The sequence below is a fragment of the Pseudomonas eucalypticola genome, from assembly GCF_013374995.1.
Classification (GTDB): Bacteria; Pseudomonadota; Gammaproteobacteria; order Pseudomonadales; family Pseudomonadaceae; genus Aquipseudomonas; species Aquipseudomonas eucalypticola.
On sequence record NZ_CP056030.1, the window covers coordinates 2,147,438 to 2,173,409 of the forward strand.

The window sequence follows — 25,972 nt, forward strand, 5'->3', positions numbered from 1 at the left end:
TCAGCGCCCTCCACAGGCGTCCTCGAACATTTGCACAAATCGAGCGGCGGTCAGCGGCCAGGTACGCTGGCTGCCGATCAGGCTGGCGTGCTCGGCCCAGCGAATCGCCAGTTCCGGGGTCGCGCAGAGGTGGCTCAGCTCCGCGGCCAGGGCGGGGACGTTGCCTTGCGGGTAGATGACGCCGTTGCTGTGCGCCACTTCTTCGGCGAACGAACGGGCGTCGGAGGTAATGGCGCCGCGCCCGCAGGCTACGGCCCACGACAGCGCGCCACTGGTGCCGCGCAGGTTGCCCAGCAGCTTGAGCTTGCTGGACTCGCGGTACGGCAGCACCATCACATGGTGCGCCTGGATCACCTTGGGAATGTCGCCGGCCGGCACGTCCAGGCCCCACTCGATGCTGTCGTTGAGTTGCAACTGGTTGATGCGCTGGCGCAGTTGGTCCAGGTAGCTGCCGGAGGGGCCGAAAGCCATTTCCGGTTCACTGCCGCCGGCCAGGGTGAGGCGGATCTTGTCGCGCAGCGCCGGTTGCTGGCTGAAGGTCAGGGCCAGGGCATCGAGCAGGTCTTCGATGCCCTTGCCGCGGTAAATGAAGCCGAAGTACAGCAGGCGCAGAGGTTCCAGTGGGGGCAGGGGGGCGGCCGGGATCTCCAGGTTGCCGTGGGGAATGACCACCATCTGCTCGGCTTTCAGGCCCATGCGCTGCTTCAGGCACTGGCTGCCGGAGCGGGTCAGGGTCACCAACCGCGTCAGGCTGCGCGCCAGTTGCCGTTCTTCATGCAGGCACAGGGGGTCGGCCAGCACCGTGGCCACCTGCGGCAGCGGGTTGGGCAGGCCCTGGGCCAGGGACAGCGGCCAGGGCAGGTGTTCCCGGCGCCACACCAGGCGCTCGGGGTCATGCACGGTGGCGGTCAGGGGCAGGTGGGCAAAGCGCGCGCGCAAGGCCCGCAAGCCATTGAACTCGGCCAGCCGACCGCCGCCGATCTCGGCATGCACCAGGTCGATACCCTGCCAATCGAAGGCTTGCAGGGCAGCCTGGGTGCGCGTCACATCGTTGCCCAGCCCGGCCAGAGGCGTGCTGACCTGCACGCCGTGCTGCTCCAGGGCATTTTTCAGGTGCCCGGCATAATCGGCGATGCCGTTCTGTTCCGGTGGCAGCGGCGCCAGCAGCGCGATATGCATCAGGCATGGCTCCGGATGCGGGTCATGAAGTTCAGCACCTTGGCAGGAATTTCGAAACGGCGACGGTTGATGATGATGCCGTCGACCCGCTTGAACGCGGTGGTCAGAATCGACAGGGCATTTTCCAGCACCGGCACCGTGGTCTTCTCGGCTTCGACGATCAGCGCGATGAGGTCGGCTTCACGCAGGGTCACGAAGGCTTCCTGGTTGGAGAAGAAACCGCTGGCATCCAGCAGCAGGATCTCGCCGGGCTGCGCCGGGGCGATGCCATCCACGCGCACCACATGGCCACGCTCCACCAGCAGGTTGCGCAGGTGGTCGATGACAAAGCTCACGCCTTCGCCCTTGCGCGCCGAGGTCAGGCCGATGCTCAGGCCATTGAGGGCCACCTGCTTGAGGGGCAGCACCCCATAGAGGCGGTACATGCTGGCGGTGAAGGCGCTGACGCGCTGGGCGTCCTGGGCGCTGATGTCCTGCAGGCTGGTCCATACCTTGATGCCGAAACGCTCCTCGATTTTGTCGCCGTCGTGGATGCGCTGGTCCAGCAGGTAGAAGAAATACAGGGCCAGCAGGCCCACGGCGAGGCTGATCGGAATCGCGAACAGCAGCATCAGCAGGCTTTTCGGGAACACGCGGCTGGGGTTGAAGGTGGCCTGTTCGATCACCGCGATGTTGCTGATCTGGCTGGCGTCCAGTTCGCGGTCGATACGGGCTTTCTCCAGGCTGTCGCTATACAGGGCGAAGCTCTTCTCGGCGGCGTCCAGTTCCAGCTGCAACTGCGACAGTTCCGGTTCCAGGCCCACGGCCTGGTTGCGGTCGCCTTCCAGCTTGGCCAACTGCGTCTGTTGTTGCGCGGCCTGGGACTTCAGGCGGCTGAGGCTGGCGGCCTGGTCGGCGTAGCTGTTCTGCAGGCGGGTGTAGATAGGGTTGGGCGCCATGTTCTGCGAGCGCTGTACCGTGGCGTTCTCGCCGTTCATCAACGCCTGCAGGTTGCTGATGGCGGTGTTGATGGCGCGCACGGGCGGAGCGTCGTCCTTGAAGGTGCGCAGCAGCTCCTGCTTCTCGATCTGCTTGGTGTTGATGCGCTGCTGCAGGTCTTCGCGGTCAGGGTTGCGGGCGATCTCGCGGGCGATGCTGATCTCTTTGGGGATGGTGTTCATCTGCTGTTTGAGCACATCGAGGCCGGCCTGGGTGGCGGCGATCGAGCGCAGGGTGTTCAGGTGTTCGCCCTTGAGGTCGTTGAGGTTGCGCGACACATCGTTCAGGCGTTCAGTGATGGACACCGCGCCCAGTTGGTCGAGCAGCGCCTGGATGCGTTTCTTGTAATCCATGATGCGTTGCTGGGTCGCCTTGCTTTCACCCTCGTAGAAGGAATAGAGGCTCTTGCGGCCCAGGGTCTGGGTGCGGGCTTGCTGGTACTTGTCGACCCAGCTCTTGACCACGGTCTGGGCGACTTGCGGGTCGTTCCAGGTGAAACTGATCTCCATCACCGACGAGCCGGTGGCGTGGCTCACGGTGAAATTGCGTTCCAGCTGGCTGGCCAGGCGGTCCACCGGGGTCTGTTTTTCCACCAGCCCCAGCAATTGCAGGAAGCCGCGGCCAATGTCGGCGAGGCTCTGGGCTGCACTCTTGATGGCGTACTTGATGCTGGCCACCGCGCCTTCCTGGCGGGGCTGGTGGGACAGGTCGTCCAGGTACTGCTCGGCCACGAGGCGGGTGATTGGCCGGCCGGTGAGCATGCGTTCCTCGTCGGTGACCGGGTCACGCTGCAGCGGGATCACCGCGGTCTGGCGGTCGGAAACCTCGATGGGCAGGGTGCTGTCGCGCCCGGGCTTGACCAGCAGCAGGGCGGTGGATTCATAGCGGTTGGGCAGCAGGAACGCACCCAGCAGGATGACCACGAAGGTGACTACCACCGTGATTTTCACTTCACGCTTGAAGATGAAAAACAGGCGCAGCAAATCGCGGAAGGAACGGATATTGATCATGTCTGTTGTCCTTAGCGACCGGGATCATTGAGCCGCGTTAAATGTGCTTCCGTTGTAAGTCGTGGTGCTCGTTGCGTTACTCTCGGTTTTACCTCGCAGGTCATACGTCAGCCCCAGCCCGATGCTCTTGCTGAACGGGATGAGCTGATTGAGGTAAAGGTCGACCCATTCGATGCCGTTGCCAACATGGGACTTGGGTACGAACACCACGTCACCGCGCTGCAGCAGGACCGTGCCACGGTCGTTGTTGGCGAACAGCGAGCTGGAGTAGTCGAAGAAGTAAGTCTTGTACTTGCCGTTTTCTTCCTGGCGCATCAGCGCCACGTTGCCGCTGTCTGCCACCGAACGGACACCGCCCGCGCCAATGATGGCCTGTTCAAGGGTAGTGGCGACGTTCACGGGCAACGTAGTGGGGTTCTGCACGGCGCCGCCCACGAATACCGTGTTGCTGGGGGCAGCGTTGATGTTGATGGTGAGCGAAGTCTCACGGTAGATCTTCTCAAGCTTGACCTCCAGTACCTTGGTCAACTCCTCGGTGGACAACCCCGCGGCCTTGACCTGCCCCACGTAGGGGTATGAGAAGGTCCCGTCGTTCTGCACCGGGAACAGGGTCAGCTCGTAGATCGAGTTTGCCGTGAATGCGGAGATCGAGGGTGCCTCACCGGTGTTGCGCACGATTCGCAAGGTATCCCCGGCCCGAATACGCTCGGGTGGCAACGGCCTGCCTACCAGCGAATTGCCGGCTTCATGGCCAGACTTCAATACATCGCTGTCGGGCAGCGAAACCTTCGCCTGATTGCTACATGCACCCAGCATGACAACGCTCAACATCAGCAACGCTTTCTTCATTGGTCAGTCTTCCTGTGGTGCATGAAATACAGCTCCCTGGCAAAACCCGGTGGCCAATCGTCAAAGGTGAATTCAAGCCTTGGGTGGCTCCGGCACGCGGCCGTAAATATCAGTGAAGCGCACAATGTCATCCTCGCCCAGGTACTCGCCGCTCTGCACCTCGATCATGACCAGGTCGATGACCCCGGGGTTGACCAGGCGGTGGGTGTGGCCCGGCTTGATGAACGTCGACTCGTTGGTGTCGAGCAGAAATTCGCGTTCGCCGTTGGTCACCCGCGCCATGCCGCTGACCACGATCCAGTGCTCGCTGCGGTGGTGGTGCATCTGCAGCGACAGCGAGGCGTTGGGGCGTACCACGATGCGCTTGATCTTGAACCGCTTGCCTTCCTCCAGCACGGTGTAGGTACCCCACGGCCGCGTCACGGTACGGTGCAGGCGGTAGGCATCGTGGCCCTGGCGCTTGAGTTCCTGGGCAATGTACTTGACGTCTTGGGTACGGTTGGCGTCGGCGATGAGCAAGGCGTCGGGGGTGTCGATGATGATCAGGTTGTCCAGGCCCACGCCGCCCACCAGGCGTTTGCGCGAATCGATATAGCAGTTGTGCACGTCATGCAGCACCGTCTCGCCATTGCACTGGTTGCCGTTGGCATCTGCCGGGCTCAAGTCGCGCACCGCCTGCCATGAGCCGATGTCGCTCCAGCCCAGCTGACAAGGTATGACCGCGACTTTCTGGGAACGCTCCATGATGGCGTAGTCCACCGAAATGTCTGGCGCGTTGCCGAAAGCGTTGCTGTCCAGCTCCAGCTGGATCTCGCGGTTGCCGTCCTTGCGATGGCTGGCCGCCAGGCACGTGTTGACGGCCTCGAGCACGTCGGGGGCGTGCTGCTCGAATTCGCGCAAAATAGCGTCCACGCGCATGCAGAACATGCCGGCGTTCCACAGGTGCAGGCCGCCCTTGAGGTATTCCTGGGCGGTGGCGGCATTGGGTTTTTCCACGAATTGCGCCACCTGGTAACCGCCGTGGCTCAGGGCTTGGCCCTTCTCGATGTAGCCAAAGCCGGTTTCGGCATGGCTGGGGACGATGCCGAAGGTCACCAGCCAGCCTTCGTCCGCCAGGCCGCGCGCCGCTTGCACCGCCGCTTCGAAGGCCTGGGTGTCGGTGATCAGGTGGTCGGCCGGCAGCACCAGTAGCTGGGCGTCCTCGCCATACAACCGCGCAGTGTGCAGCGCGGCCGCGGCGATGGCGGGGGCGGTATTGCGACCGAACGGTTCGAGAATGAAATCCAGACCGGCGTGGGTCTTGTTCAGCAGCCGGTAGTCGTCCAGGGTGCGGAAAAACACCTCGCGGTTGGTGACCGTCAACAGCCGTTCCACTCCCGGCAGGGACGTGGCGCGCATGAACGTCTTCTGCAGCAGGCTTTCGCCGTCTGGCAGGCGCATGAACGGCTTGGGCATGGCTTCACGGGAAACCGGCCACAAACGGGTGCCAGCGCCGCCGGCGATGATGCAGGGGATAAGCGCGCCCATTCAATATACCTCGCGGGTCAGAAGCACTGCCGGAACAGTGCGGAACAGGATGTAGAGGTCAAACCACACCGACCAGTTTTCAATGTATTCCAGGTCGAACTCCACGCGTTTTTCGATTTTTTCCAGGGTGTCCGTTTCTCCCCGGTAACCGTTGATCTGGGCAAGGCCGGTGATGCCCGGCTTGACCCGGTGACGCGAGGTGTACTCCTTGACCGCTTCCTCGAACAGAATCCCCGCCGCCTTGGTGGCCGTGGCGTGAGGCCGCGGCCCGACCATGGACATGGTGCCGCCGACCACGTTGAACAGTTGCGGCAACTCGTCCAGGCTGGTCTTGCGAATGAAACGGCCCACCCGGGTGATGCGCGAGTCTCCGCGCACGGTCTGCTTCTCGGCGTTGGCGTCAGCCTGATGCTGGTGCATTGAGCGAAACTTGTACACCTCGATCAGGCGGTTGTTGTAGCCATAGCGTTTTTGCTTGAACAGCACCGGCCCTGGTGAGTCGAGCTTGATGGCCAGTGCCACCAGCAACATGATCGGCGACAGCAGCAACAGGGCGAAGATCGAGATCAGCATGTCTTCCAGGCGTTTGAAAAACGGCGACCAGCCACGCAGCGGCACTTCAGACGCGTTGAACATGGGCAGGTTGGCCACTTCCGTGATGCGGTTGTGGGAATGGCGGAAGGCGACCATGTCCGGCACCAGCAGTACGTTCACCGGCAGGCGACGCAGTTCGCGGATGATGTAGTCCATGCGGTTTTCGGCCGACCAGGGCAAGGCGACCAGCACCTGGGTGACCTTTTCTTCGCGGATCAGTTGTTCCAGCTCCTGGGAGTTGCCCAGCAGCGGAAGATTGACCAGGGTCTTGGGCAGGCGGGCGATGCGGTCGTCGATGAAGCCGACGACCCCGGAGCGAATGTCCTGGTGCTGCAGCAGGTACTCGGCCAGACGCTGGCCGTTTTCCGTGGCCCCCAGAATGACCGCGTTTTGCAGGAACACGCCGCGCATCATCAGTTGCTGGAACACCGTGAGCAGGATCAGGCGTTCGATGCCAAACAGCACAAAGGTGCCGAAAAACCAGATGGCCAGTTCCAGGTTGCTGATGAAATCGAACAGTGACAATGCCCGGTGCATGAACAGCAACAGGCAGAAGGCCGACGCCCAGGCATAGAAAGTGGTCTGAAAGCGCAGCCGGTTGCTGAAGATGGATTCGGCGTACACTCCCAGTGCCTGGAAGATCAGCACGCTGAGGAAACCGAAGAAACACAGCATCGCCACATAGTTCTTGGTGGTGCCGACCGGGTCGTTCTGCTCCAGCGCCAGCAGCAACAGGCCGGGGGCGATGGCGGTGAGACCGTGAACCAGACGTATAGCGAACAGGAAATACTCGACCATGCTGGGTCGGGTCATCAGCAGACTGTCCACGGGTTGCAAGCGCATACTTCCCTCCCTTCAGACCATTGGCAATCCAAGGCCGACAACTAGCATTGCGGCAGTTCCATTTAGCGTCACGGGTATGACTGTTTTACGCGAGTTCCCATCCTTGGTGGCGGTTTCTTGTCGTTATGAGGTAACCGGGAGGGTGCGTCATTATTCTGCTGATGGCACGGAGCTACTGTAGAGCCGGGCAACGCCAAAAACAACTGCCTCTGTGGCACTTTGAAACATGAGTAAAGTCCATGAAACACCGCCTTGCGAGTGAAAAAGCGCGGAGCGCCAAAAAAATATTCAATACCTGAAGAACTGTATGGCTTTTTTTGACGCCTCTGTGGTCGAAAATTGACCATGAATGTTCGTTGATAGCGGAGGCAGCATGGCAGCGCGCAAGGCTTTTTTGATTCTTCATGGCAAGCAGGCCCTCAACGACGAGGTTCGCCGCGCGGTCGAGGCCCGGCGGGCCGAGGGCTGGGACCTGGCAGTGCGCCTGACCTGGGAGGCCGGTGATGCCGAGCGCCTGGTCCATGAAGCGCTGGGGCAGGGAGCGACACACATCATCGCGGGCGGCGGCGACGGCACGTTGCGCGATATCGCCGAAGCCATGGCCTTAGCCGCGGCCGATGCCAGCCTGGTGCTGCTGCCATTGGGAACGGCCAATGATTTCGCCCGCGCCGCTGGCGTGCCACTTGATTGCGCCGGCGCTTTGGCGTTATTGGACACGGCGCCCCAGCTGATCGATCTAGGGGAAGTGGATGGGCAGCTGTTTCTCAACATGGCGACCGGTGGCTTCGGCAGCCAGGTGACGGCCAATACGTCCGATGACCTGAAAAAGGTGCTGGGTGGGGCTGCTTACCTGTTTACCGGGTTATCACGCTTTGCCGAGCTGCGGCCGGCTTATGGGCAGTTGCGCGGGCCGGGTTTCGAATGGGAAGGGCAATTGCTGGCACTGGGCATCGGCAACGGTCGCCAGGCCGGTGGTGGCCACGTGCTGTGCCCACAGGCACTGGCCGACGATGGCCTGCTGGACGTCAGCATCCTGCCAGCGCCCACCGAGGTCTTCGGTACCTTGAAAGACCTGCTGGCCGGTGGCCTGGGCGTCGACAACCTGTTTGTCCGTGCGCGGCTGCCCTGGGTGCAGATCCACAGTGCCGAAGGCCTGGACATCAACCTGGATGGCGAGCCGCTGACGGGCGACAGCCTCAAGTTCAGCATTCGCCCGGGTGCCTTGAACGTGCACCTGCCCGCCGGCTCGCCGCTGCTCGGTGGCCAGCGGCCATAGCGGCAGGAGGCTCAGTGACCACGGTAGTGCAATGCCCCGGCAAAACCGGGCGCCATGCGGTGCTGCCTCCCCGAGCTTTCAGTCGTCCAGGCTGATGATGCGCTCGCGGACCGCGAACAGTACCAGGCCGGCTACGTCGAATATCTGCAAGCGCTTCATGATCTGCGAGCGGTGGGTCTCCACCGTTTTCACGCTCAGGCCCAAACCGTTGGCAATCTCGCGGGTGGACTTGCCGCGTACGATCAGACGCAGGATCTCCAACTGGCGAGCGGTCAGCTTGTGGTTGTCGTCGGCCGCCGGTTTGTTGCCTTGCACCCGAATCAAGGCCTGGTTGATCACGGTGTGGGCAATAGCCGGGCTCAGGTAGCGCTCGTTGCCGCGCAATGCATCCAGGGCCTGTTCGAGCTCGACGGCAGTGGTGTCCTTGAGCAGGTAGCCATGGGCGCCCATTTCCAGTGCCTGCATGATCATGTCCGGGTCGGTGTGCATGGACAGGATCAGCACCTTGCTGCGCATTCGCGCGGCTTGTAGCCGGCCCAGGGCCTCCAGCCCACCGGTGTCGCGCATGGACAGGTCGAGCAGGACGATGTCCGGGTCCAGGCAGCGGACCATTTCCAGCAACTGGTTGCCGTCGCTGGCTTCACCCACCACGGCGTAGCCGGGGATGTCGGACACCAGGGCGCGCACGCCCGCTCTGATCAGCGAGTGATCATCTACAAGCAGTAATTTGCAGATCATAAGCCTTTGCCGAGGTTGGCGCGTTCGAGGGCCCGCGGGGCCCAGGGAAAGAGTGCTTCAAGTTCAGTGCCCTGGCCGGGCTGGCTTGTCACTTTCAACCAGCCCCCGATCAGCGCGGCGCGCTCGTGCATGCCGGACATGCCGCGCAAGCCTTCGGCGGCCGGGTCGGCGACGGGGGTGAAACCCACGCCGTCATCGCTTATGTACAGGTGCAGACCCTCTGGCGTGCGGGCCAGGCGCACCAGCAGGTTGGCCGCCTGGGCATGGCGCAACAGGTTGGTGACGGCTTCCTGGGTGATGCGAAATGCCGCCACTGCCATCGCTTCGGGAATGCCGGTCATCTGCTGGTGGCATTCCAGGCTCCAGTGCACGTCGGTGTTGGCCAGGGTGCGCAGCAGGTGCGCACGCAGGCTGGCCCCCAGCCCCAGGCTGTTGAGCTGCCGTGGGTTGAGGATCGCCGACACATCGCGCACCTTGGTCAAGGTTTCGTCGATGGTGTCACGCAGCGTTGCGAAGTCATTTTCCAGATCATCGTTCATGCGCCGTTGCAGCCATTCGGTCTGCATCTTCGCCGCCGTGAGCAACTGGCCGATGTCATCGTGCAGTTCGCGGCTGAGGCGGTGCCGTTCGTTTTCCTGAACTTCCAACAGCCGGCTTGCCAGTTCCTGGGGTTTGAACGCAATGGACTTCTGCGCGCAGCGATGTTGGGCAATGACGCTGAGCATGGCCGCGATATTAAGTAGCAATAACACCGCAGACATGCTGGCACCGCTGATGAACGCCTGCGCATTGCCCACTAGCGAAAACAGGCACAGCAGCACTGTCAGCCAGCGCATGTGTTGCATGCTCCATGGCGACTGAACGTATTTTCTGAAACTGGCGTACATAGAGAACGGAGCCAAGAATTGATCGCTGCTGAAAACCGGTTAGGGCGTTGTTGAAACCTGTCTCCAAGGCTCCATGCTCTGGGGGTGGCGCGACGTGCGGAAGTTACCGACGGCCCGCCCTGGCGGGTCGTTGGCTTCCCGGCCCCGCCCGTTGTCAGGGGGTGTGGGCGTCCGCGCCGAAAGGAAATCTGATAGGCCATGGTATCACTTCATCGACAGTTGGTCGCGCGTTCGGCTTATAGGTCCGACGAGGCAGGTGTATTCGGCCAAGTTACAGGAGCTGGTCGACTAAGTGTCATTTGGCCATCACTGTTCGTGTTCAAACGAAGCAGCGCCAGCGGCACTCCAAGGGGCGTAGCGAGGTAGCGTAAATAACGCACGGAAAAGGCGCACACAGACATCCGGTTAACTTTCATGTAAAGCATAAGTTACAGGCGTGGCGAACTTCTGTACCTAGGGGAGAGGCTGATGCTCGATAGGAGTATCACCGGCCTCTCCTGCACGTCGACCAGAGCAAGCCGGACTATCGCTGTATGGAAAAAGCTACAAAGGCGTGCAATGGCAGGTCAGATGACCTGCCTGCCCGTCTGCTGTGCCGTGTGGGTCGGCAGGTGCGGGGCCGGACCCTGCTCAGGGTCGATACTCACCGCCAGGGCATGCACCAGCGCGGCCTGCTCATCGCTGTCCAGGCTCAATTGACCCGTGCGCGGGTCGATCAGCTCCAGTTGCCAGGCCAGCAGTGTCAGGCATTCATTGAGGGCTTTGAGGGTGGGGCCCGCCAGACGATTACGTGGACGTGCCACGCCAAGCAGCTGTTGCAGCTGCTGGCAAAACGCGGCAACCTCGTTCAGCGCCAGCCCTTGCGCCCTCTGGCTCAAGCTCTCCAGGGTGCTGACCAGGCAATCGGCTGCATCCTGATCATTGCAGATCAATTCCAGGTGGTTCAGGCATTCTTGCAACTTGTTCAGCATGGCCTGGGCGTCGACGAGGAAGTCGGGCAGGGCACATGACCACTGAGTGTCATTCAGCATGTTGATCTCCACAACTCCGTGCGGACCTGTCACCCCGCACTGCACGTACGGAATGGCCTTCAGGCCAGTCAAGCTTAGCTGCAATCCGCGTGGGTGCGGTGGGCAAATGTAGGGTCATTGCCCATGTGTCCTGCGAGCCACAGGTTAGACACATTGGCTTGGGAAACTCGCCGCGAATCAGGCCGTCATGGCCATCGCTGGCAGGCTGGCGGGGGGTGTAAAGAAAGGCAACCAACGGCCTGACTCCGTTCATGCAGTGAGAATGGCGTCACATTAATGGCTATTGGATATCGCGAATATCAGGTTCTACCCGATTGCCTATAGGGGAAACCCTGATAAGAAGATGAGGGTTAGTAGCCGCTTTGTATCAAGAGGCGCGATGTAGGCGATGCGATCAGTTAAGCATGATGTTAATGTGACATCAATGGTTCGGCGGTGCATTTCATCGGTCTTCAAGATCAGTGCCGCGCTGCCGATAACCTTGACTGAGAACCCTCAGCAACGTCCCCCAGGAGTCCTAGATGGCCGGCATTCTCGACACAGTAGACCAACGTACGCAGCTTGTGGGTGAGAACCGCCTGGAGATTCTGATGTTTCGCCTGGCGGGCCGCCAGTTATTCGCCATCAACGTGTTCAAGGTGCAGGAAGTACTGCAGCTGCCCAAGCTCACGCTGATGCCCCAGCGCCATGCCTATGTGTGTGGCGTAGTGAACCTGAGGGGGCAGACGCTACCGGTCATCGACCTGTCCCAGGCCATTGGTATGCGCCCGCTGCAACCAGGGCCCAACAGCACCATCATCGTCACTGAATACAACCGTTCGGTGCAGGCTTTCCTGGTAGGGGGCGTGGATCGGATCGTCAACATGAACTGGGAAGCGATTCTCCCACCTCCGACCAGTGCGGGGCGCCAGCATTACCTGACGGCCATCAGCAAGGTCGACGACCAGTTGGTCGAAATCATCGACGTGGAAAAAGTGCTGGCCGAGATCGTACCCTACAGCGCCAAGGTGTCGCGCGACAAACTGGAAGACCCGGTACTGGCCCGTGCTCGGGGCCGCGAGGTGCTGCTGGTGGACGACTCCACCGTGGCCCTGGCGCAGTTGCGCGATACCTTGTCGCAACTGGGGGTAAAAATGCATGTGGCCAGCGACGGCCTCAAGGCGCTAAAGATGCTCAAGGCCTGGGCTGACGCGGGTGAGGTGCTCACCGATAAACTGTTGATGGTGTTCACCGACGCAGAAATGCCGGAAATGGACGGCTACCGCTTGACCACCGAAATTCGCAACGACGCGCGGCTGCGCGGCCTGTACGTGGTGCTGCACACCTCGCTGTCGGGCAGTTTCAACGAGTCGATGGTCAAGAAAGTAGGCTGTGACAATTTCCTCTCCAAGTTCCAGCCGGACAAGCTGGTGGACGTGGTGCGCCAGCGCCTGATGCTCGACAACTGATCGCCGCAGTTCGGAAGCCGCCGCCGCTGGGGTAAGCTGGCGGCTTCCCTGACCGTCGGAAGCCGCCCCATGCAACTCAGCGCCTTGTACCGCTACCCCCTGAAATCGGCCATCGCCGAGCCCTTGCAAACGTCGGCGATCGAGCCGCTGGGGCTGGCGGGTGACCGCCGCTGGATGCTGGTGGACGAAGCCACCGGGCGTTTCCTCTCCCAGCGCGCCGAGGCGCACATGAGCCAACTGGGCGCGGCCCATCTCGATGATGGCCTGCGGTTATCCGCACCGGGCCTCAGCGCGCTGTTCGTGCCTACCCCCACACCCGACGCAGCCCTGCGGGGAGTCACTGTCTGGCGCGATACGTTGCGGGTCCCCGATGCCGGTGATGAGGCGGCGGCCTGGGTCTCCTCCTTTATAGGCAAGCCGACGCGCCTGGTGCAGCTGCCCGCCGAGCGAGCGCGCTTCACCCAGTCAGGTTATGGGCTGGACACCGACAGGGTCGGCTTCGCCGACGGTTTCCCGTTGCTGTTGATCGGCCAGGCGTCCTTGGATGACCTGTCCAGGCGGGTAGGGCGCCCGCTCGAGATGCTGCGCTTTCGCCCCAACCTGGTGGTCAGCGGCAGTGAGGCCTTTGCCGAGGACGGCTGGAAGCGCATTCGTATCGGAGATACGGAGCTGAGGGTGATCACGCCCTGTGCGCGCTGCATTCTGACCACCCTCGACCCGCGCACTGGCGTGCGCAGCGAAGACCGTGAGCCGCTAGCGACGCTCAAGACCTACCGGCAGGTGGGCGGCGACGTGCAGTTCGGCCAGAACCTGGTGAGCGAGGGGGAAGGGTGGTTGCAGGTCGGCATGCCTGTCGAGGTCATCGACTGAGCTGACGGCGGGTAGCCCCTTTGCAGGCCAGGCTTGCCAGAGCCTGCAAAGGGGGGGTATCCAGGCCTTTACTGGTCGTCGAAGAAACGCTCGTTCCAGTCGGCAATCGGCTGCGGCGTGTTGAGCTTCTGTCCGTAGATCACCGCATACGACAATACGTTCTGCACGTACTGGCGTGTTTCGTCGAACGGGATGGACTCCACCCACACGTCGAAGCTCAGGTGGTTGGCGCCGCGCAGCCACTGTTTCACCCGCCCTGGGCCGGCATTGTAGGCTGCAGACGCCAATACGCGGTTGCCGTTGAACTGGGCATGCACCTGGCTCAGGTAGGCAGCGCCCAACTGGATGTTCTTGTCCGGGTCGATGGCCTGGGATGGCGTCGCCAGCGGGATGCTGAACTTGCGCGCGGTTTCCTTGGCGGTGCCCGGCATCAGTTGCATCAGGCCCATGGCGCCGACGCCCGAGCGGGCATCATCCATGAACGCGCTTTCCTGGCGGGTGATGGCAAATACCCAGCTGGAGTGGATGCCGCGGTTGGTGGCCTCGCGCACCAGCGTGTCACGGTGGGCCATGGGGAAGCGGATATCCAGGTCATCCCAGTACTGCGCCTGGCTGATGGTGCGGATGGCCGGGAAGTACCAGTGCATGTCGTAGGCCAGCTTGGCCTGGGCGACCATTTCGTCGCGGTTGAACAGGTTGCTCACGTAGTACCACTCGCGGCGCGCATCCACTACCTGGCCGCGGTCGAGCAGCTCCATGGCGCGGCGGATGCCAGGAGTATTGCGGACCTTGTTCATCAACGCGTTGCTGATCACCAGCGGGCGGTTGGCCAGGGAGTAGGGCGCCTGGGTGCGATCGGCCGCCAGGAAGCCATAGAAATCACGCTCCTTGGCGACATTGCGGTACAGCACCGCCACCTGAGGGTTCTGCGGCTGGGCCAGTTCCAGGCTGCGTGCCTGCCAGTACTTCCAGCGGTTGGTGGTGGCCAGGTCCTGGGGCAGGCGGCGGGTCAGGTCGTAGGCATCTTGCCAGCGGCCCAGGCGCAACAGCAGGCGCAGGCGCCACTCGGTCACGGTGTTGTCGCGCAGTTCGGGGTCGTACTGGGTCATCAGGTCGAGCGCGCGCGGGTCATAGTTGCGCGCCAGGGTCAGGCCGATCTCCCGGGCGATCGACACCTTTTCGTCGCGGGAAAAGCGCATGCTGCTGGCGTAGCTGTCAAGCATCTGCATGGCGCGGTCCGGGTCCTGCTTGGCCAGGCGGCGCAGGCCCAGGCCCACTACGTCGGCCATGGCCTCGGTAGCAGGCTGGAACCGCGACGGGTCAGTGAGCAGCTCCGGGTTCTGGGCCACGCTGATCAGCAGGCGGCCCTGGTTGCCCAGGGTTGGCAGCGTCGCCACCAGGGCGTTGGCCAGGGCGTAGTTGCGGGTGTGGGCGGCCAGTTTCAGGCGCTGCCAGCGTTTGTCTTCGGTCAACTGGCCGTCGGCGGCCCACAGGCCGAACAGCGCTTCGCAGGCGTCGGGCTGGGTCTTGCCGGTCAGCCACAGTTTCTGTGCGCTGGCGTAGCCTTCGGCCTTCAGGCCATGGCTGAGCTGGTACTGGCCGTTGAGGCAGTCCAGCTCGGTGAAATTCAGCTTGGCGTCGTAATATTTGGCAAAGGTTTGCCAATCGCCACGCTCAGCCAGCCAGCGCAACCAGCGCAACTTCATCCAGTTGGCCTGGGGCAGGTCGCCGTGGGCCGCGAGGAATTTCTCGATTTCGTCGTTGCTGGCGGTTTTCAGTCGCGCGGTCAGCTCGTCGTAGGCCAAATACGGTTCCAGTGGGTAGTCGGCGAGCATCGGCGCGTACTGGAAATACGGGCCGCTGTCGCCCTTGGCCAGGGCGCGCTTGGCCTGGTCGTAATACTGGCGCTGGGTGGTCAGGTCCACTGCATGGGCGCAGGAGACGGCGGTGGCAGAGAGCAGCAGGCAGGACAAGAGGCTAAACAGGCGACCGCGCATGAGACATCCGTGCAGATAAGGCATGACAAGTGCGGCGTGGCCTGCACTGATTGCTCACTAGCTTAGCCGGTTGCGGGTAGACGATGAAAGCACTGTGCTTGTATCTGAACATGAATTCGCCGCGAAGCCACCGCGCGACGGCATTTACTGTGCTAGGCGCCCAAGTCAGGTAGAATGCGCGCCCGGTTTTTGGAGAAACACATGACCCTGCTCAAATTAAGCGATGTGTCCCTCGCTTTCGGCGCGATGCCGTTGTTGGACAAAGTGTCCTGGCAGATCGCCCGTGGAGAGCGGGTCTGCATCATCGGGCGCAATGGCACTGGCAAGTCCAGCATGCTGCGCCTGGTCAAGGGCGATCAGAAGCCTGACGAGGGCGAGGTCTGGCGCGCGCCGGGCCTGAAGATCGGCGAGTTGCCACAGGAACTGCCGGTAGCGGACGACCGCACGGTGTTCGACGTGGTTGCCGAAGGCCTGGATGGTGTGGGCGCGCTGCTCGCCGAATATCACCACCTGAGCCAGAACATCGTCACCGATGAAGACCTGACCAAGCTCATGCACGTGCAGTCGGACCTCGAGGCCCGTGACGGCTGGCGCCTGCAGCAGCTGGTGGACAGCACCCTGAGCCGCCTGCAACTGCCGGCCGACAAGACCCTGGCGCAACTGTCCGGTGGCTGGCGCCGCCGCGTGCTGCTGGCCCAGGCCCTGGTGTCGGAACCCGACCTGTTGCTGCTGGACGAGCCCACCAACCACCTGGATATCGGTGCCATCGCCTGGCTGGAAGAGGCCCTGAGCGGTTTTGGCGGCGCCGTGCTGTTCATCACCCACGACCGGTCGTTCCTGCAGAACCTGGCCACCCGCATCCTGGAACTGGACCGCGGCGGCCTGATCGACTGGAACGGTGACTACGCCAGCTTCCTGGTGCACAAGGAAGCCATGCTGGCGGCCGAAGAGACCGCCAACGCGCTGTTCGACAAGCGCCTGGCCCAGGAAGAAGTGTGGATCCGCCAGGGCATCAAGGCACGCCGTACCCGCAACGAAGGTCGCGTGCGCGCCCTGAAGGAATTGCGCGTGGAGCGCAGCGAGCGTCGCGAGCGCCAGGGCAAGGCCAATATCCAGCTCGATACCGCGGAGAAATCCGGCAAGCAGGTGATGGTGGTCGAGAACGTCAGCTTTGCCCACCCGGGCGGCCCGTTCCTGGTCAAGGACTTCTCCATGGTGCTGCAACGTCAGGACCGCATCGGCCTGCTGGGTGCCAACGGCACCGGCAAGACCACCCTGCTGAAGCTGATGCTGGGTGATCTGCAAGCCACCAGCGGTAGCGTCACTGCGGGCACGCGCCTGGAAGTGGCCTACTTCGACCAGCTGCGCCACCAGTTGAACCTGGAAAAGACCGTGATCGACAACCTGGCCGAAGGCCGGGACTTCATCGAGATCGACGGCCAGAACCGTCACGTGCTCAGCTACCTGGGCGACTTCCTGTTCAGCCCGCAGCGTGCCCGCACGCCGGTCAAGGCGTTGTCCGGGGGTGAGCGCGCGCGCCTGCTGCTGGCCAAGCTGTTCAGCAAGCCAGCCAACCTTCTGGTGCTCGACGAACCGACCAACGACCTCGACGTCGAGACCCTGGAGTTGCTGGAAGAAGTGCTGTCCAGCTTCAAGGGCACGGTGCTGATGGTCAGTCACGACCGGGCCTTCCTCGACAACGTCGTCACCAGCACCCTGGTGTTCGAAGGTGAGGGCAAGGTGCGCGAGTACGTGGGTGGCTACCAGGACTGGATTCGCCAGGGTGGCTCGCCCAAGCTGCTGGGCGTGACCGAGAACAAGTCGGGCAAGGCCGAGCTCAACAGTGCCGTGGTCGAAGCGCCTGCCGCGGTAGCGGCGCCGGTGGCTGAAGCGCCGGTGGCCAAGAAGAAGCTGAGCTACAAGCTGCAGCGCGAGCTGGAAGCCTTGCCGGGTGAGATCGATGCCCAGGAGCAGAAGATTGCTGCGCTGGAAGCGACCATGGCTGATGTAGGCTTCTACCAGAAGCCGGCCGCAGAGACCGCCAAGGTCATCGCCGAGCTGGAACAGGCGCAGGCCCGGTTGGACGAGATGGTCGAACGTTGGGCTGAGCTGGACGCCTGAGGCGCGAGCTCAAACTTGGAGCGGTAAGCTGCAAGAAGGGGCGTGTACCGCGTCCCGCTTGCAGCTTCCAGCTTCGAATACCTTATTCGGCCTTTTTCAACCGCACGGCCAGCACGTCGCATGGCGCGCCATGCAGTACGTCGTTGGACGTGGACCCCAGCAGCAGCGCCAGGCCGTGGCGGGCATGGCTGCCCACCACCACCAGATCACATCCCTTTTCCTTGGCCAGGCCATGGATTTCCTGCTTGGGCTGGCCGTAGGTCAAGTGGCAATTGTCTTTGGTCAGTTCCGGGTACTTGGTGATCAACCGCTCCAGGCGCTCCTTGGCCTGGTCGAACTGCTGCTGTTGCAATTGCGACAGGTCCATGGGGACATCGCCGCCAAAGGCCATGGCCATGGGTTCAACGATGTGCACCAATGATAACTTGGCGTCCTGGCTGGCGGACAGTTCGCGGGCGCGGTGAATCACCGGATCGCACTCTTCGGTCAGGTCGACGGCGACCAGAATATGGTGGTAGGGCATGGGAAGCTCTCCTGACGATGGCGATAGCCTAAGTATGGCCTGTTTCAAGTCGGTCTGTCTTGATCGCGCTAACCAACTCATTTCTAAAGTTTTACAGGGTGCACAGTCATATGACGGTATGGATAGTGGTGTCAATCCTTGCGCTGGTTTTAAGCCCCATGGTCTGGCTGCGCCCGTCGCGCAAACAGAGCGGGCAGATGGCCTTGCGCCTGGAGGCGCGGCGCCTGGGTTTGGCCATGCAATTGGCTCCCCAGCAGTGGCCGCACTGGCTGCCCACGCAGCCGCCCAGCCCGTGTGCGCAGTACTGTCGGCCGCGGCGTTCGCCCCAGGCGGCGCAGTTCTGTTACTGGCAGGCAACCCCGGGCACCTGGCTGAACCAGTGGCGCGAGCCGTGTGAAGACCCTGCGTTGCTGGCGCAGTTCAGCACATTGCCGGGCAATGTCTACAAGGTTGAGGCAGGTCAACAGATGGTTGCCCTGTACTGGGGGGAGCGTGGGGAGGCCAGCGTGCTGGTGGCGATTGATGGGGTGCTGAAGGCGTTGGCGTGAGGCCGGATTGGTGGAAAGTCGTGGCGCCGCCAGAGATCTGCAGTGGCGCCACTCCATTCCCCGGCCATCCATGGAAGGTAATAAAAAGGTTCTTCACGGAATCCCGGGAAAGTGGATGGCGGCGCCCTGGATCTCCAGTGAACAAACAAGGGGGGGCTAGGCGATTTCACAGACATAACTGGCCCGAAACAGATGTGGGACCAGGCTTGCCTGGGAAGCGCCGCGCGGGCGGCGCTCGGTTTCAATGGCGCAGGAAAATTCAAGACATGCACCTAGTGGCCCTGACGCGATTGTAAGAAGGGCCGACAGGATGTTCGTCGGAGCTCCTGGTTGGAGATCGCATTAAGGCTTCCAGGCGCCGGGCGATGTTGTTGTGTCGCTGCTGAGATCGAGCGCCGCCCGCGCGGCGCTTCCCAGGCAAGCCTGGTCCCACATTTGTTTCGGGCCAGTCATGTCTGTGAGATCACCTGGTCCGCCTTGTTTGTTCACTACAGACCGTTGAAGGCCCCGCCAACTTGCCCAGAATTCAACGAGCAACCAATAAAAAGCCCGATAATCTGCGTCGGGCTGGGGTTGGCCAGGCAGGCCGGTAAGACATTTTTGCGTGTTTGGTCGACAGTGTAGTCGCGAACGAATCTTACGCTCGTCCTGGGCGGCTTTTCCTCTCTTTATTTTCAAAAAAACCGTTTGGCAGCGGCGCAGTCCCGTGTTTCTGGCGGTCACAGCAGCGTGCCATCCTGTTGCCGAATGTTGCTTCATGAGGGGGAAGGGCTTCCTGCGCCATTTTGACGCACGCGTGACCGCAAAGTCGCGTTTTTGCGGCGTTTCAGCGCATTTGACAATTGCCGGTTTTTCCCTGAATGTGTGCATACCCAAATCAAACGGGCGTATGAATTGAGCGTTTGTCTTGTAGGAACGCTCTTACAGAATCCCGACAATCACGCTGACGGGTGTGTCTGGCGGCGGGGGAGCGGCAACTGGCGTGAAGGCGCCTGCCGGCCCTGTACCAGCGTTTGGCGTGTACTGTTCAGCTTCCATATCGTGGAGATCAGTTGATGATTTACGAAGGTAAAGCCATCACGGTTAAGGCTCTTGAAAGTGGCATCGTCGAATTGAAGTTCGACCTCAAGGGTGAGTCCGTCAACAAGTTCAACCGTCTGACCCTGGGCGAGCTGCGCCAGGCCGTCGACACCATCAAGGCCGATGCCTCGATCAAGGGCGTGATTGTCAGCAGTGGCAAGGACGTCTTCATCGTCGGCGCGGACATCACCGAATTTGTCGACAATTTCAAGCTGCCCGAGGCCGAACTGGTCGCCGGTAACCTGGAAGCCAACCGCATTTTCAGCGATTTCGAAGACCTGGGCGTGCCTACCGTGGCGGCCATCAATGGCATCGCCCTGGGCGGCGGCCTGGAAATGTGCCTGGCGGCTGACTACCGCGTCATGGCCGAGACCGCCAAGGTCGGCCTGCCCGAAGTCAAGCTGGGCATCTACCCAGGCTTCGGCGGCACCGTGCGCCTGCCGCGCATCATCGGTGCCGACAATGCCATCGAATGGATCGCCTCGGGCAAGGAAAACCGTGCCGAAGACGCCCTCAAGGCGGGTGCGGTAGATGCCGTGGTCGCGCCTGAGAAGTTGAAGGACGCCGCCCTGGACCTGGTCAAGCGCGCCATCAGTAGCGAATTCGACTACAAGGCCAAGCGCCAGCCCAAGCTGGACAAGCTCAAGCTCAACGCCATTGAACAGATGATGGCCTTCGAAACCGCCAAAGGCTTCGTTGCTGGCCAGGCCGGCCCGAACTACCCGGCCCCGGTCGAAGCCATCAAGACCATCCAGAAAGCCGCCAACTTCGGCCGCGAAAAAGCCCTGGAAGTGGAAGCCGCCGGTTTCGTCAAAATGGCCAAGACCTCGGCCGCGCAGAGCCTGGTGGGGCTGTTCCTCAATGACCAGGAGCTCAAGCGCAAGGCCAAGGCCTACGACGAGCTGGCCCATGACGTGAAGCAGGCGGCCGTGCTGGGCGCCGGCATCATGGGCGGCGGCATCGCCTACCAGTCGGCGGTCAAGGGCACGCCGATCCTGATGAAGGACATCAACGAGAAGGGCATCGAACAAGGCCTGGCCGAAGCCTCGAAGCTGCTGGGCAAGCGCGTGGAGAAAGGTCGCCTGACCCCGGCGAAGATGGCCGAGGCGCTGAACGCCATTCGCCCCACCCTGTCGTACGGCGATTTCGGCCACGTCGACATCGTCGTCGAAGCCGTGGTCGAGAACCCGAAGGTCAAGCAAGCCGTGCTGGCTGAAGTGGAAGGCCAGGTGAAGGACGACACCATCCTGGCGTCCAACACCTCGACCATTTCCATCAGCCTGCTGGCCAAGGCCCTCAAGCGCCCGGAAAACTTCGTCGGCATGCACTTCTTCAACCCGGTGCACATGATGCCGCTGGTGGAAGTGATCCGTGGCGAGAAGTCCAGCGAAGTCGCGGTGGCGACCACCGTGGCCTATGCCAAGAAAATGGGCAAGAACCCGATCGTGGTCAACGACTGCCCGGGCTTCCTGGTCAACCGCGTTCTGTTTCCATACTTCGGTGGCTTCGCCCGCCTGGTCAGTGCCGGCGTCGACTTCGTGCGCGTGGACAAGATCATGGAGAAATTCGGCTGGCCTATGGGCCCGGCCTACCTGATGGACGTGGTCGGCATCGACACCGGCCACCACGGCCGCGACGTGATGGCCGACGGCTTCCCGGACCGCATGAAGGATGACCGTCGTTCGGCCATCGACGTGCTGTACGAGGCCAACCGCCTGGGCCAGAAGAACGGCAAGGGCTTCTACGCCTACGAGACCGACAAGCGCGGCAAGCCGAAGAAAGTCGCCGACGCCTCGGTGCTGGAAGTGCTCAAGCCGATCGTCTACGAGCAGCGCGAGCTGACCGACGATGACATCCTCAACTGGATGATGATCCCCCTGTGCCTGGAAACCGTGCGCTGCCTGGAAGACGGCATCGTCGCCACTGCGGCCGAGGCCGACATGGGCCTGGTCTACGGCATCGGTTTCCCTCCCTTCCGTGGCGGTGCATTGCGTTACATCGATTCGCTGGGCGTGGCCAATTTCGTCGCCCTGGCAGACCAGTACGCCGACCTGGGCCCGCTGTACCACCCCACCGCGAAGCTGCGTGAAATGGCCAAGAACGGCCAGAGCTTCTTCGGTTAAGCGCCCAACGACCAGAGCGAGAATGATTTTATGAGCTTGAATCCGAGAGATGTGGTGATCGTCGACTTCGGTCGCACGCCAATGGGCCGCTCCAAGGGTGGCATGCACCGCAACACCCGTGCCGAAGACATGTCGGCGCACCTGATCAGCAAACTGCTGGAGCGCAACGTCAAGGTTGACCCCAACGAGGTCGAGGACGTCATCTGGGGCTGCGTCAACCAGACCCTGGAGCAGGGCTGGAACATCGCGCGCATGGCCTCGCTGATGACCCAGATCCCCCACACTGCGGCGGGCCAGACCGTCAGCCGCCTGTGCGGCTCGTCCATGAGCGCGCTGCACACGGCCGCCCAGGCGATCATGACCGGCAACGGTGACGTGTTCGTGGTCGGTGGCGTCGAGCACATGGGCCACGTGGGCATGATGCACGGTGTCGACCCCAACCCGCACATGTCCCTGTACGCTGCCAAGGCGTCGGGCATGATGGGCCTGACCGCCGAGATGCTGGGCAAGATGCATGGCATTACCCGTGAAGCCCAGGACGCCTTTGGCGTGCGTTCCCACCAGCTGGCCCACAAGGCCACCGTGGAAGGCAAGTTCAAGGATGAGATCATCCCCATGCAAGGGTATGACGAGAACGGTTTCCTGAAGATGTTCGACTACGACGAGACCATTCGTCCGGACACTACCCTGGAAAGCCTGGCGGCGCTCAAGCCTGCTTTCAACCCCAAAGGTGGCACGGTGACAGCGGGCACTTCGTCGCAAATCACCGACGGTGCCTCTTGCATGATCGTCATGTCGGCCCAACGTGCTCAAGACCTGGGCATCCAGCCGCTGGCCGTGATTCGTTCCATGGCCGTGGCCGGTGTCGACCCCGCGATCATGGGCTACGGCCCCGTGCCGGCGACCCAGAAGGCGCTCAAGCGCGCGGGCCTGAGCATCACCGACATCGACTTCTTCGAGCTCAACGAAGCCTTCGCCGCACAGGCCCTGCCGGTGCTGAAGGATTTGAAAGTACTCGACAAGATGAACGAGAAGGTTAACCTGCACGGCGGCGCCATCGCTTTGGGCCACCCGTTCGGTTGCTCCGGGGCGCGCATTTCAGGCACCCTGTTGAATGTCATGAAACAGAACAACGGCACCCTCGGGGTGTCCACCATGTGTGTCGGTCTGGGTCAGGGCATCACTACCGTCTTCGAACGCGTTTAAGCATTCGTGAGTCGGCGAACCGGGGCCAGGTGCCCCGGTTTTTGTTTTTACAGAATATTTGTTTTTCAGCGAGGCAGACATGCACTTACAGCCAGGGCTCTACCGCCACTACAAAGGCCCTCAGTACCGGGTTTTCGGGGTCGCGCGCCACTCCGAAACCGAGGAAGAAGTGGTCTGCTATCAGGCGTTGTACGGCGAGTTTGGCCTGTGGGTAAGGCCCTTGAGCATGTTTCTGGAGTCGGTAGAAGTTGACGGCGAGCGCGTACCGCGCTTTGCTTTGGTCGAGGCCGAACCGAGCCTGTTCGACCCGCCCGGTGACGTGATCGCTTGATCATCCGCGCTTGACCTCACTCCGTCACCACTATATATAGCGGTGCCTCGAAGGCACCAATCGCTTTCATTTCTAGTATTCAGGAATTTTCTGATCCATGGGCAAATCGCTGGTCATTGTGGAATCCCCGGCTAAGGCCAAGACCATCAACAAGTATCTGGGCAACCAATACGTGGTGAAGTCGAGTATCGGCCATATCCGAGACCTGCCCACCAGCGGTTCGGCTAGCGCCACGAAAGAACCGGTAAAGCGTGGCAAGGCCGCGGCCGCCGAGGCACCTGCCTTGTCGCCCAAGGAAAAGGCGCGCAAGCAACTGGTGGCGCGCATGGGCGTCGACCCGGAGCATGGCTGGAAGGCCCAGTACGAGATCCTTCCCGGCAAGGAGAAGGTGATCGAGGAGCTGCGCCGGCTCGCCAAGGATGCCGACACCATCTATCTCGCAACCGACTTGGACCGCGAGGGGGAAGCCATTGCCTGGCACCTGCGCGAAGCCATCGGTGGCGATGACAGCCGCTACAAGCGCGTGGTGTTCAACGAAATCACCAAGAAGGCCATCCAGGAGGCGTTCTCGACGCCGGGCGAACTCGATATCGACCGGGTCAACGCCCAGCAGGCGCGCCGCTTCCTCGACCGCGTGGTGGGCTACATGGTCTCGCCGCTGCTATGGGCCAAGATCGCCCGTGGCTTGTCCGCCGGCCGTGTGCAGTCGGTGGCGGTGAAGCTGGTGGTGGAGCGTGAGCGCGAGATCCGCGCCTTCATCCCGGAAGAGTACTGGGAGATCCACGCCGACCTGGGCACCGCGAAGAACGCCAAGGTGCGCTTCGAAGTGGCGCGTGAAAAGGGCGAGGCGTTCAAGCCGCTCAACGAAGCCACCGCCATGGCGGCGCTGGAGAAGCTCAAGGCGTCCACCTACAGCATCGTCAAGCGCGAAGACAAACCGACCAGCAGCAAGCCGTCGGCCCCGTTCATCACCTCGACCCTGCAGCAGGCCGCGAGCAACCGCCTGGGCTTCGGTGTGAAGAAGACCATGATGATGGCCCAGCGCTTGTACGAGGCCGGCTACATCACCTACATGCGTACCGACTCCACCAACCTGTCCACCGATGCAGTGGACATGGCGCGCAGCTACATCGAGAAAGAATTCGGCAAGCAGTACCTGCCGCCGGCGCCCATGGTGTACGGCAGCAAAGAGGGCGCACAGGAAGCGCACGAAGCCATTCGTCCGTCCGACGTCAATACCCACCCGACCAAGCTGGCCGGCATGGAGCGTGACGCCGAGCGCCTGTACGAGTTGATCTGGCGCCAGTTCCTGGCCTGCCAGATGCCGCCTGCGCAATACCTGTCGACCACGGTTACCGTGGCCGCCGGCGACTTCGAGCTGCGCGCCAAGGGCCGTATCCTCAAGTTCGACGGTTACACCCGTGTCATGCCGCAAATGGCCAAGCCAGGCGATGACGACGTGCTGCCGGAAATGGACCAGGGCGAAGTCCTCAAGCTGATCGAGCTGGACCCTACCCAGCACTTCACCAAGCCGCCGGCCCGTTACTCGGAAGCCAGCCTGGTGAAAGAGATGGAAAAACGCGGTATCGGTCGCCCGTCGACCTACGCGGCCATCATCTCCACCATCCAGGACCGCGGCTACGTGGCCCTGCACAACCGTCGTTTCTACTCCGAGAAGATGGGTGACATTGTCACCGAACGCCTGTCGGAGAGCTTCTCGAACCTCATGGACTATGGCTTCACCGCCGGCATGGAGGAGAACCTCGACGACGTGGCCCAGGGTGAGCGCGACTGGAAGAACGTGCTGGATGAGTTCTACGGCGACTTCAAGAACAAGCTGGAAGTGGCTGGCTCGGCCGACAGCGGCATGCGCGCCAACCAGCCGACGCCGACCGACATCACCTGCCGCGAATGCGGCCGGCACATGATGATCCGTACCGCATCCACCGGTGTTTTCCTGGGCTGCTCGGGTTACAGCCTGCCGCCGAAAGAACGCTGCAAGGCCACCATCAACCTGGTGCCGGGCGACGAGATCGCCGCCGACGACGAGGGTGAATCCGAGTCGCTGGTGCTGCGTGGCAAGCACCGCTGCCCGATCTGTGCCACCGCCATGGATGCTTACCTGCTGGATGAAAAGCGCAAGCTGCACATCTGCGGTAACAACCCGGATTGCGTGGGTTACGAGATCGAGGAAGGCAACTACCGCATCAAGGGCTATGAAGGTCCTAGCCTGGAGTGCGACAAGTGCGGCAGCGAAATGCAGCTCAAGACTGGCCGTTTCGGCAAGTTCTTCGGGTGCACCAACCCCGACTGCAAGAACACCCGCAAGCTGCTCAAGAGCGGCGAGGCGGCGCCGCCGAAGATGGACGCGGTGAAGATGCCGGAGCTCAAGTGCGAGAAGGTCAACGACACGTACGTGCTGCGTGACGGTGCCTCGGGGTTGTTCCTGGCCGCCAGCCAGTTCCCGAAAAACCGGGAGACCCGTGCGCCCCTGGTGATCGAGATCATCCCGCACAAGGACGAGATCGACCCCAAGTACCACTTCCTCTGCGAAGCGCCGAAGAAGGACCCGGACGGTCGCCCGGCCGTGATTCGCTACAGCCGCAAGACCAAGGAGCAGTACGTGCAGACCGAAGTCGACGGCAAGCCGACCGGCTGGCGCGCGTTCTACGACGGTGATAGCTGGAAGGTCGAGGACAAGCGGGCCAAGGAAAAAGAGCCGGCCTGATTCATGCTCACGAAAAACCGCGCTTCGGCGCGGTTTTTTTTCGCCTGCGCCTGCTGGTCTCTGGGAATGAGCAAGGCTCGAGTAG

19 protein-coding genes are annotated in these 25,972 nt (G+C 62.1%); 9 read left to right on the forward strand and 10 right to left on the reverse strand.

The features are described from left to right. The 5 genes from HWQ56_RS09930 to HWQ56_RS09950 form a co-directional block, all read right to left on the reverse strand. Window positions 1-1,179 carry a glycosyltransferase gene (locus HWQ56_RS09930; RefSeq protein ID WP_176570332.1) on the reverse strand — a complete coding sequence of 393 codons (1,179 nt, stop codon included), beginning with the start codon at window positions 1,177-1,179 and terminating at the stop codon, window positions 1-3. Beyond that, on the reverse strand, window positions 1,179-3,167 hold the full coding sequence (locus tag HWQ56_RS09935; protein WP_158153902.1) for a GumC family protein: 1,989 nt from the start codon (window positions 3,165-3,167) through the stop codon (window positions 1,179-1,181). Before HWQ56_RS09935 ends, HWQ56_RS09930 begins: the two co-directional genes overlap by 1 nt. Before the next feature lie 24 nt (window positions 3,168-3,191). Continuing rightward, on the reverse strand, window positions 3,192-4,016 hold the full coding sequence (locus HWQ56_RS09940) for a polysaccharide biosynthesis/export family protein (protein WP_158153903.1): 825 nt from the start codon (window positions 4,014-4,016) through the stop codon (window positions 3,192-3,194). Window positions 4,017-4,088: 72 nt separating this feature from the next. After that, window positions 4,089-5,543, reverse strand: a complete 1,455-nt coding sequence (locus HWQ56_RS09945; RefSeq protein ID WP_158153904.1) for a mannose-1-phosphate guanylyltransferase/mannose-6-phosphate isomerase — start codon at window positions 5,541-5,543, stop codon at window positions 4,089-4,091. Then, a complete protein-coding gene (locus HWQ56_RS09950; RefSeq protein ID WP_158153905.1) occupies window positions 5,544-6,980 on the reverse strand; it encodes an undecaprenyl-phosphate glucose phosphotransferase in 1,437 nt (478 codons plus the stop codon). Window positions 6,981-7,353: 373 nt separating this feature from the next. Between HWQ56_RS09950 and yegS the strand changes: the two genes are divergently transcribed. Further along, entirely contained in the window at window positions 7,354-8,256 is a 903-nt protein-coding gene (yegS, locus tag HWQ56_RS09955; protein ID WP_158153906.1) for a lipid kinase YegS, read from the forward strand. A gap of 78 nt (window positions 8,257-8,334) precedes the next feature. On the opposite strand, the gene HWQ56_RS09960 is transcribed toward yegS, so the two are convergent. The 3 genes from HWQ56_RS09960 to HWQ56_RS09970 all read right to left on the reverse strand — a co-directional run bounded on the left by HWQ56_RS09960 (window position 8,335) and on the right by HWQ56_RS09970 (window position 10,912). Continuing rightward, entirely contained in the window at window positions 8,335-8,994 is a 660-nt protein-coding gene (locus tag HWQ56_RS09960; protein ID WP_158153907.1) for a response regulator, read from the reverse strand. Further along, a complete protein-coding gene (locus HWQ56_RS09965) occupies window positions 8,991-9,881 on the reverse strand; it encodes a sensor histidine kinase (RefSeq protein WP_176572372.1) in 891 nt (296 codons plus the stop codon). Before HWQ56_RS09965 ends, HWQ56_RS09960 begins: the two co-directional genes overlap by 4 nt. A 566-nt stretch (window positions 9,882-10,447) precedes the next feature. After that, on the reverse strand, window positions 10,448-10,912 hold the full coding sequence (locus tag HWQ56_RS09970) for a hypothetical protein (RefSeq protein ID WP_158153908.1): 465 nt from the start codon (window positions 10,910-10,912) through the stop codon (window positions 10,448-10,450). 521 nt (window positions 10,913-11,433) lie between these two features. Here HWQ56_RS09970 and HWQ56_RS09975 point away from each other — a divergent pair. Both HWQ56_RS09975 and HWQ56_RS09980 read left to right on the forward strand, forming a co-directional pair. After that, entirely contained in the window at window positions 11,434-12,360 is a 927-nt protein-coding gene (locus HWQ56_RS09975) for a chemotaxis protein CheV (protein WP_176570333.1), read from the forward strand. A 69-nt stretch (window positions 12,361-12,429) separates the two neighbouring features. Next, window positions 12,430-13,230: an MOSC domain-containing protein gene (locus HWQ56_RS09980; protein ID WP_176570334.1), complete on the forward strand. Its 801-nt coding sequence runs from the start codon at window positions 12,430-12,432 to the stop codon at window positions 13,228-13,230. Between the two features lie 68 nt (window positions 13,231-13,298). Here the strand turns inward: HWQ56_RS09980 and HWQ56_RS09985 are convergent, their stop codons facing one another. Further along, on the reverse strand, window positions 13,299-15,227 hold the full coding sequence (locus tag HWQ56_RS09985) for a transglycosylase SLT domain-containing protein (RefSeq protein ID WP_158153911.1): 1,929 nt from the start codon (window positions 15,225-15,227) through the stop codon (window positions 13,299-13,301). Between the two features lie 201 nt (window positions 15,228-15,428). Here HWQ56_RS09985 and HWQ56_RS09990 point away from each other — a divergent pair, with 201 nt between their 5' ends. Next, a complete protein-coding gene (locus tag HWQ56_RS09990) occupies window positions 15,429-17,348 on the forward strand; it encodes an ATP-binding cassette domain-containing protein (RefSeq protein ID WP_158153912.1) in 1,920 nt (639 codons plus the stop codon). An 82-nt stretch (window positions 17,349-17,430) separates the two neighbouring features. Here the strand turns inward: HWQ56_RS09990 and HWQ56_RS09995 are convergent, their stop codons facing one another. Further along, window positions 17,431-17,871, reverse strand: a complete 441-nt coding sequence (locus tag HWQ56_RS09995) for a universal stress protein (protein ID WP_158153913.1) — start codon at window positions 17,869-17,871, stop codon at window positions 17,431-17,433. A 110-nt stretch (window positions 17,872-17,981) separates the two neighbouring features. Between HWQ56_RS09995 and HWQ56_RS10000 the strand changes: the two genes are divergently transcribed. The 5 genes from HWQ56_RS10000 to topA all read left to right on the forward strand — a co-directional run bounded on the left by HWQ56_RS10000 (window position 17,982) and on the right by topA (window position 25,887). Next, the gene (locus HWQ56_RS10000; protein ID WP_158153914.1) at window positions 17,982-18,419 is read left to right on the forward strand and encodes a hypothetical protein; all 438 of its coding nucleotides are present in this window, start codon (window positions 17,982-17,984) and stop codon (window positions 18,417-18,419) included. Window positions 18,420-19,474: 1,055 nt separating this feature from the next. After that, window positions 19,475-21,622 (forward strand): fatty acid oxidation complex subunit alpha FadB, encoded by a 2,148-nt coding sequence (gene fadB, locus HWQ56_RS10005; RefSeq protein WP_176570335.1) that lies wholly within the window; start codon window positions 19,475-19,477, stop codon window positions 21,620-21,622. A 30-nt stretch (window positions 21,623-21,652) separates the two neighbouring features. Then, entirely contained in the window at window positions 21,653-22,828 is a 1,176-nt protein-coding gene (fadA, locus tag HWQ56_RS10010) for an acetyl-CoA C-acyltransferase FadA (protein ID WP_158157982.1), read from the forward strand. 79 nt (window positions 22,829-22,907) lie between these two features. After that, on the forward strand, window positions 22,908-23,159 hold the full coding sequence (locus tag HWQ56_RS10015) for a DUF1653 domain-containing protein (protein WP_158157981.1): 252 nt from the start codon (window positions 22,908-22,910) through the stop codon (window positions 23,157-23,159). Window positions 23,160-23,256: 97 nt separating this feature from the next. Beyond that, complete coding sequence (gene topA / locus HWQ56_RS10020) at window positions 23,257-25,887, forward strand: type I DNA topoisomerase (RefSeq protein ID WP_158157980.1); 2,631 nt, start codon at window positions 23,257-23,259, stop codon at window positions 25,885-25,887. The last annotated feature ends 85 nt before the right edge of the window (window positions 25,888-25,972 follow it).

Excerpts from the sequence above, each read along its gene's own strand:
- HWQ56_RS09930 (WP_176570332.1), bottom strand. The coding sequence starts at position 1,179 with ATGCATATCGCGCTGCTGGCGCCGCTGCCACCGGAACAGAACGGCATC.
- HWQ56_RS09935 (WP_158153902.1), bottom strand. The coding sequence starts at position 3,167 with ATGATCAATATCCGTTCCTTCCGCGATTTGCTGCGCCTGTTTTTCATC.
- HWQ56_RS09940 (WP_158153903.1), bottom strand. The coding sequence starts at position 4,016 with ATGAAGAAAGCGTTGCTGATGTTGAGCGTTGTCATGCTGGGTGCATGT.
- HWQ56_RS09945 (WP_158153904.1), bottom strand. The coding sequence starts at position 5,543 with ATGGGCGCGCTTATCCCCTGCATCATCGCCGGCGGCGCTGGCACCCGT.
- HWQ56_RS09950 (WP_158153905.1), bottom strand. The coding sequence starts at position 6,980 with ATGCGCTTGCAACCCGTGGACAGTCTGCTGATGACCCGACCCAGCATG.
- yegS (WP_158153906.1), top strand. The coding sequence starts at position 7,354 with ATGGCAGCGCGCAAGGCTTTTTTGATTCTTCATGGCAAGCAGGCCCTC.
- HWQ56_RS09960 (WP_158153907.1), bottom strand. The coding sequence starts at position 8,994 with ATGATCTGCAAATTACTGCTTGTAGATGATCACTCGCTGATCAGAGCG.
- HWQ56_RS09965 (WP_176572372.1), bottom strand. The coding sequence starts at position 9,881 with ATGTACGCCAGTTTCAGAAAATACGTTCAGTCGCCATGGAGCATGCAA.
- HWQ56_RS09970 (WP_158153908.1), bottom strand. The coding sequence starts at position 10,912 with ATGCTGAATGACACTCAGTGGTCATGTGCCCTGCCCGACTTCCTCGTC.
- HWQ56_RS09975 (WP_176570333.1), top strand. The coding sequence starts at position 11,434 with ATGGCCGGCATTCTCGACACAGTAGACCAACGTACGCAGCTTGTGGGT.
- HWQ56_RS09980 (WP_176570334.1), top strand. The coding sequence starts at position 12,430 with ATGCAACTCAGCGCCTTGTACCGCTACCCCCTGAAATCGGCCATCGCC.
- HWQ56_RS09985 (WP_158153911.1), bottom strand. The coding sequence starts at position 15,227 with ATGCGCGGTCGCCTGTTTAGCCTCTTGTCCTGCCTGCTGCTCTCTGCC.
- HWQ56_RS09990 (WP_158153912.1), top strand. The coding sequence starts at position 15,429 with ATGACCCTGCTCAAATTAAGCGATGTGTCCCTCGCTTTCGGCGCGATG.
- HWQ56_RS09995 (WP_158153913.1), bottom strand. The coding sequence starts at position 17,871 with ATGCCCTACCACCATATTCTGGTCGCCGTCGACCTGACCGAAGAGTGC.
- HWQ56_RS10000 (WP_158153914.1), top strand. The coding sequence starts at position 17,982 with ATGACGGTATGGATAGTGGTGTCAATCCTTGCGCTGGTTTTAAGCCCC.
- fadB (WP_176570335.1), top strand. The coding sequence starts at position 19,475 with ATGATTTACGAAGGTAAAGCCATCACGGTTAAGGCTCTTGAAAGTGGC.
- fadA (WP_158157982.1), top strand. The coding sequence starts at position 21,653 with ATGAGCTTGAATCCGAGAGATGTGGTGATCGTCGACTTCGGTCGCACG.
- HWQ56_RS10015 (WP_158157981.1), top strand. The coding sequence starts at position 22,908 with ATGCACTTACAGCCAGGGCTCTACCGCCACTACAAAGGCCCTCAGTAC.
- topA (WP_158157980.1), top strand. The coding sequence starts at position 23,257 with ATGGGCAAATCGCTGGTCATTGTGGAATCCCCGGCTAAGGCCAAGACC.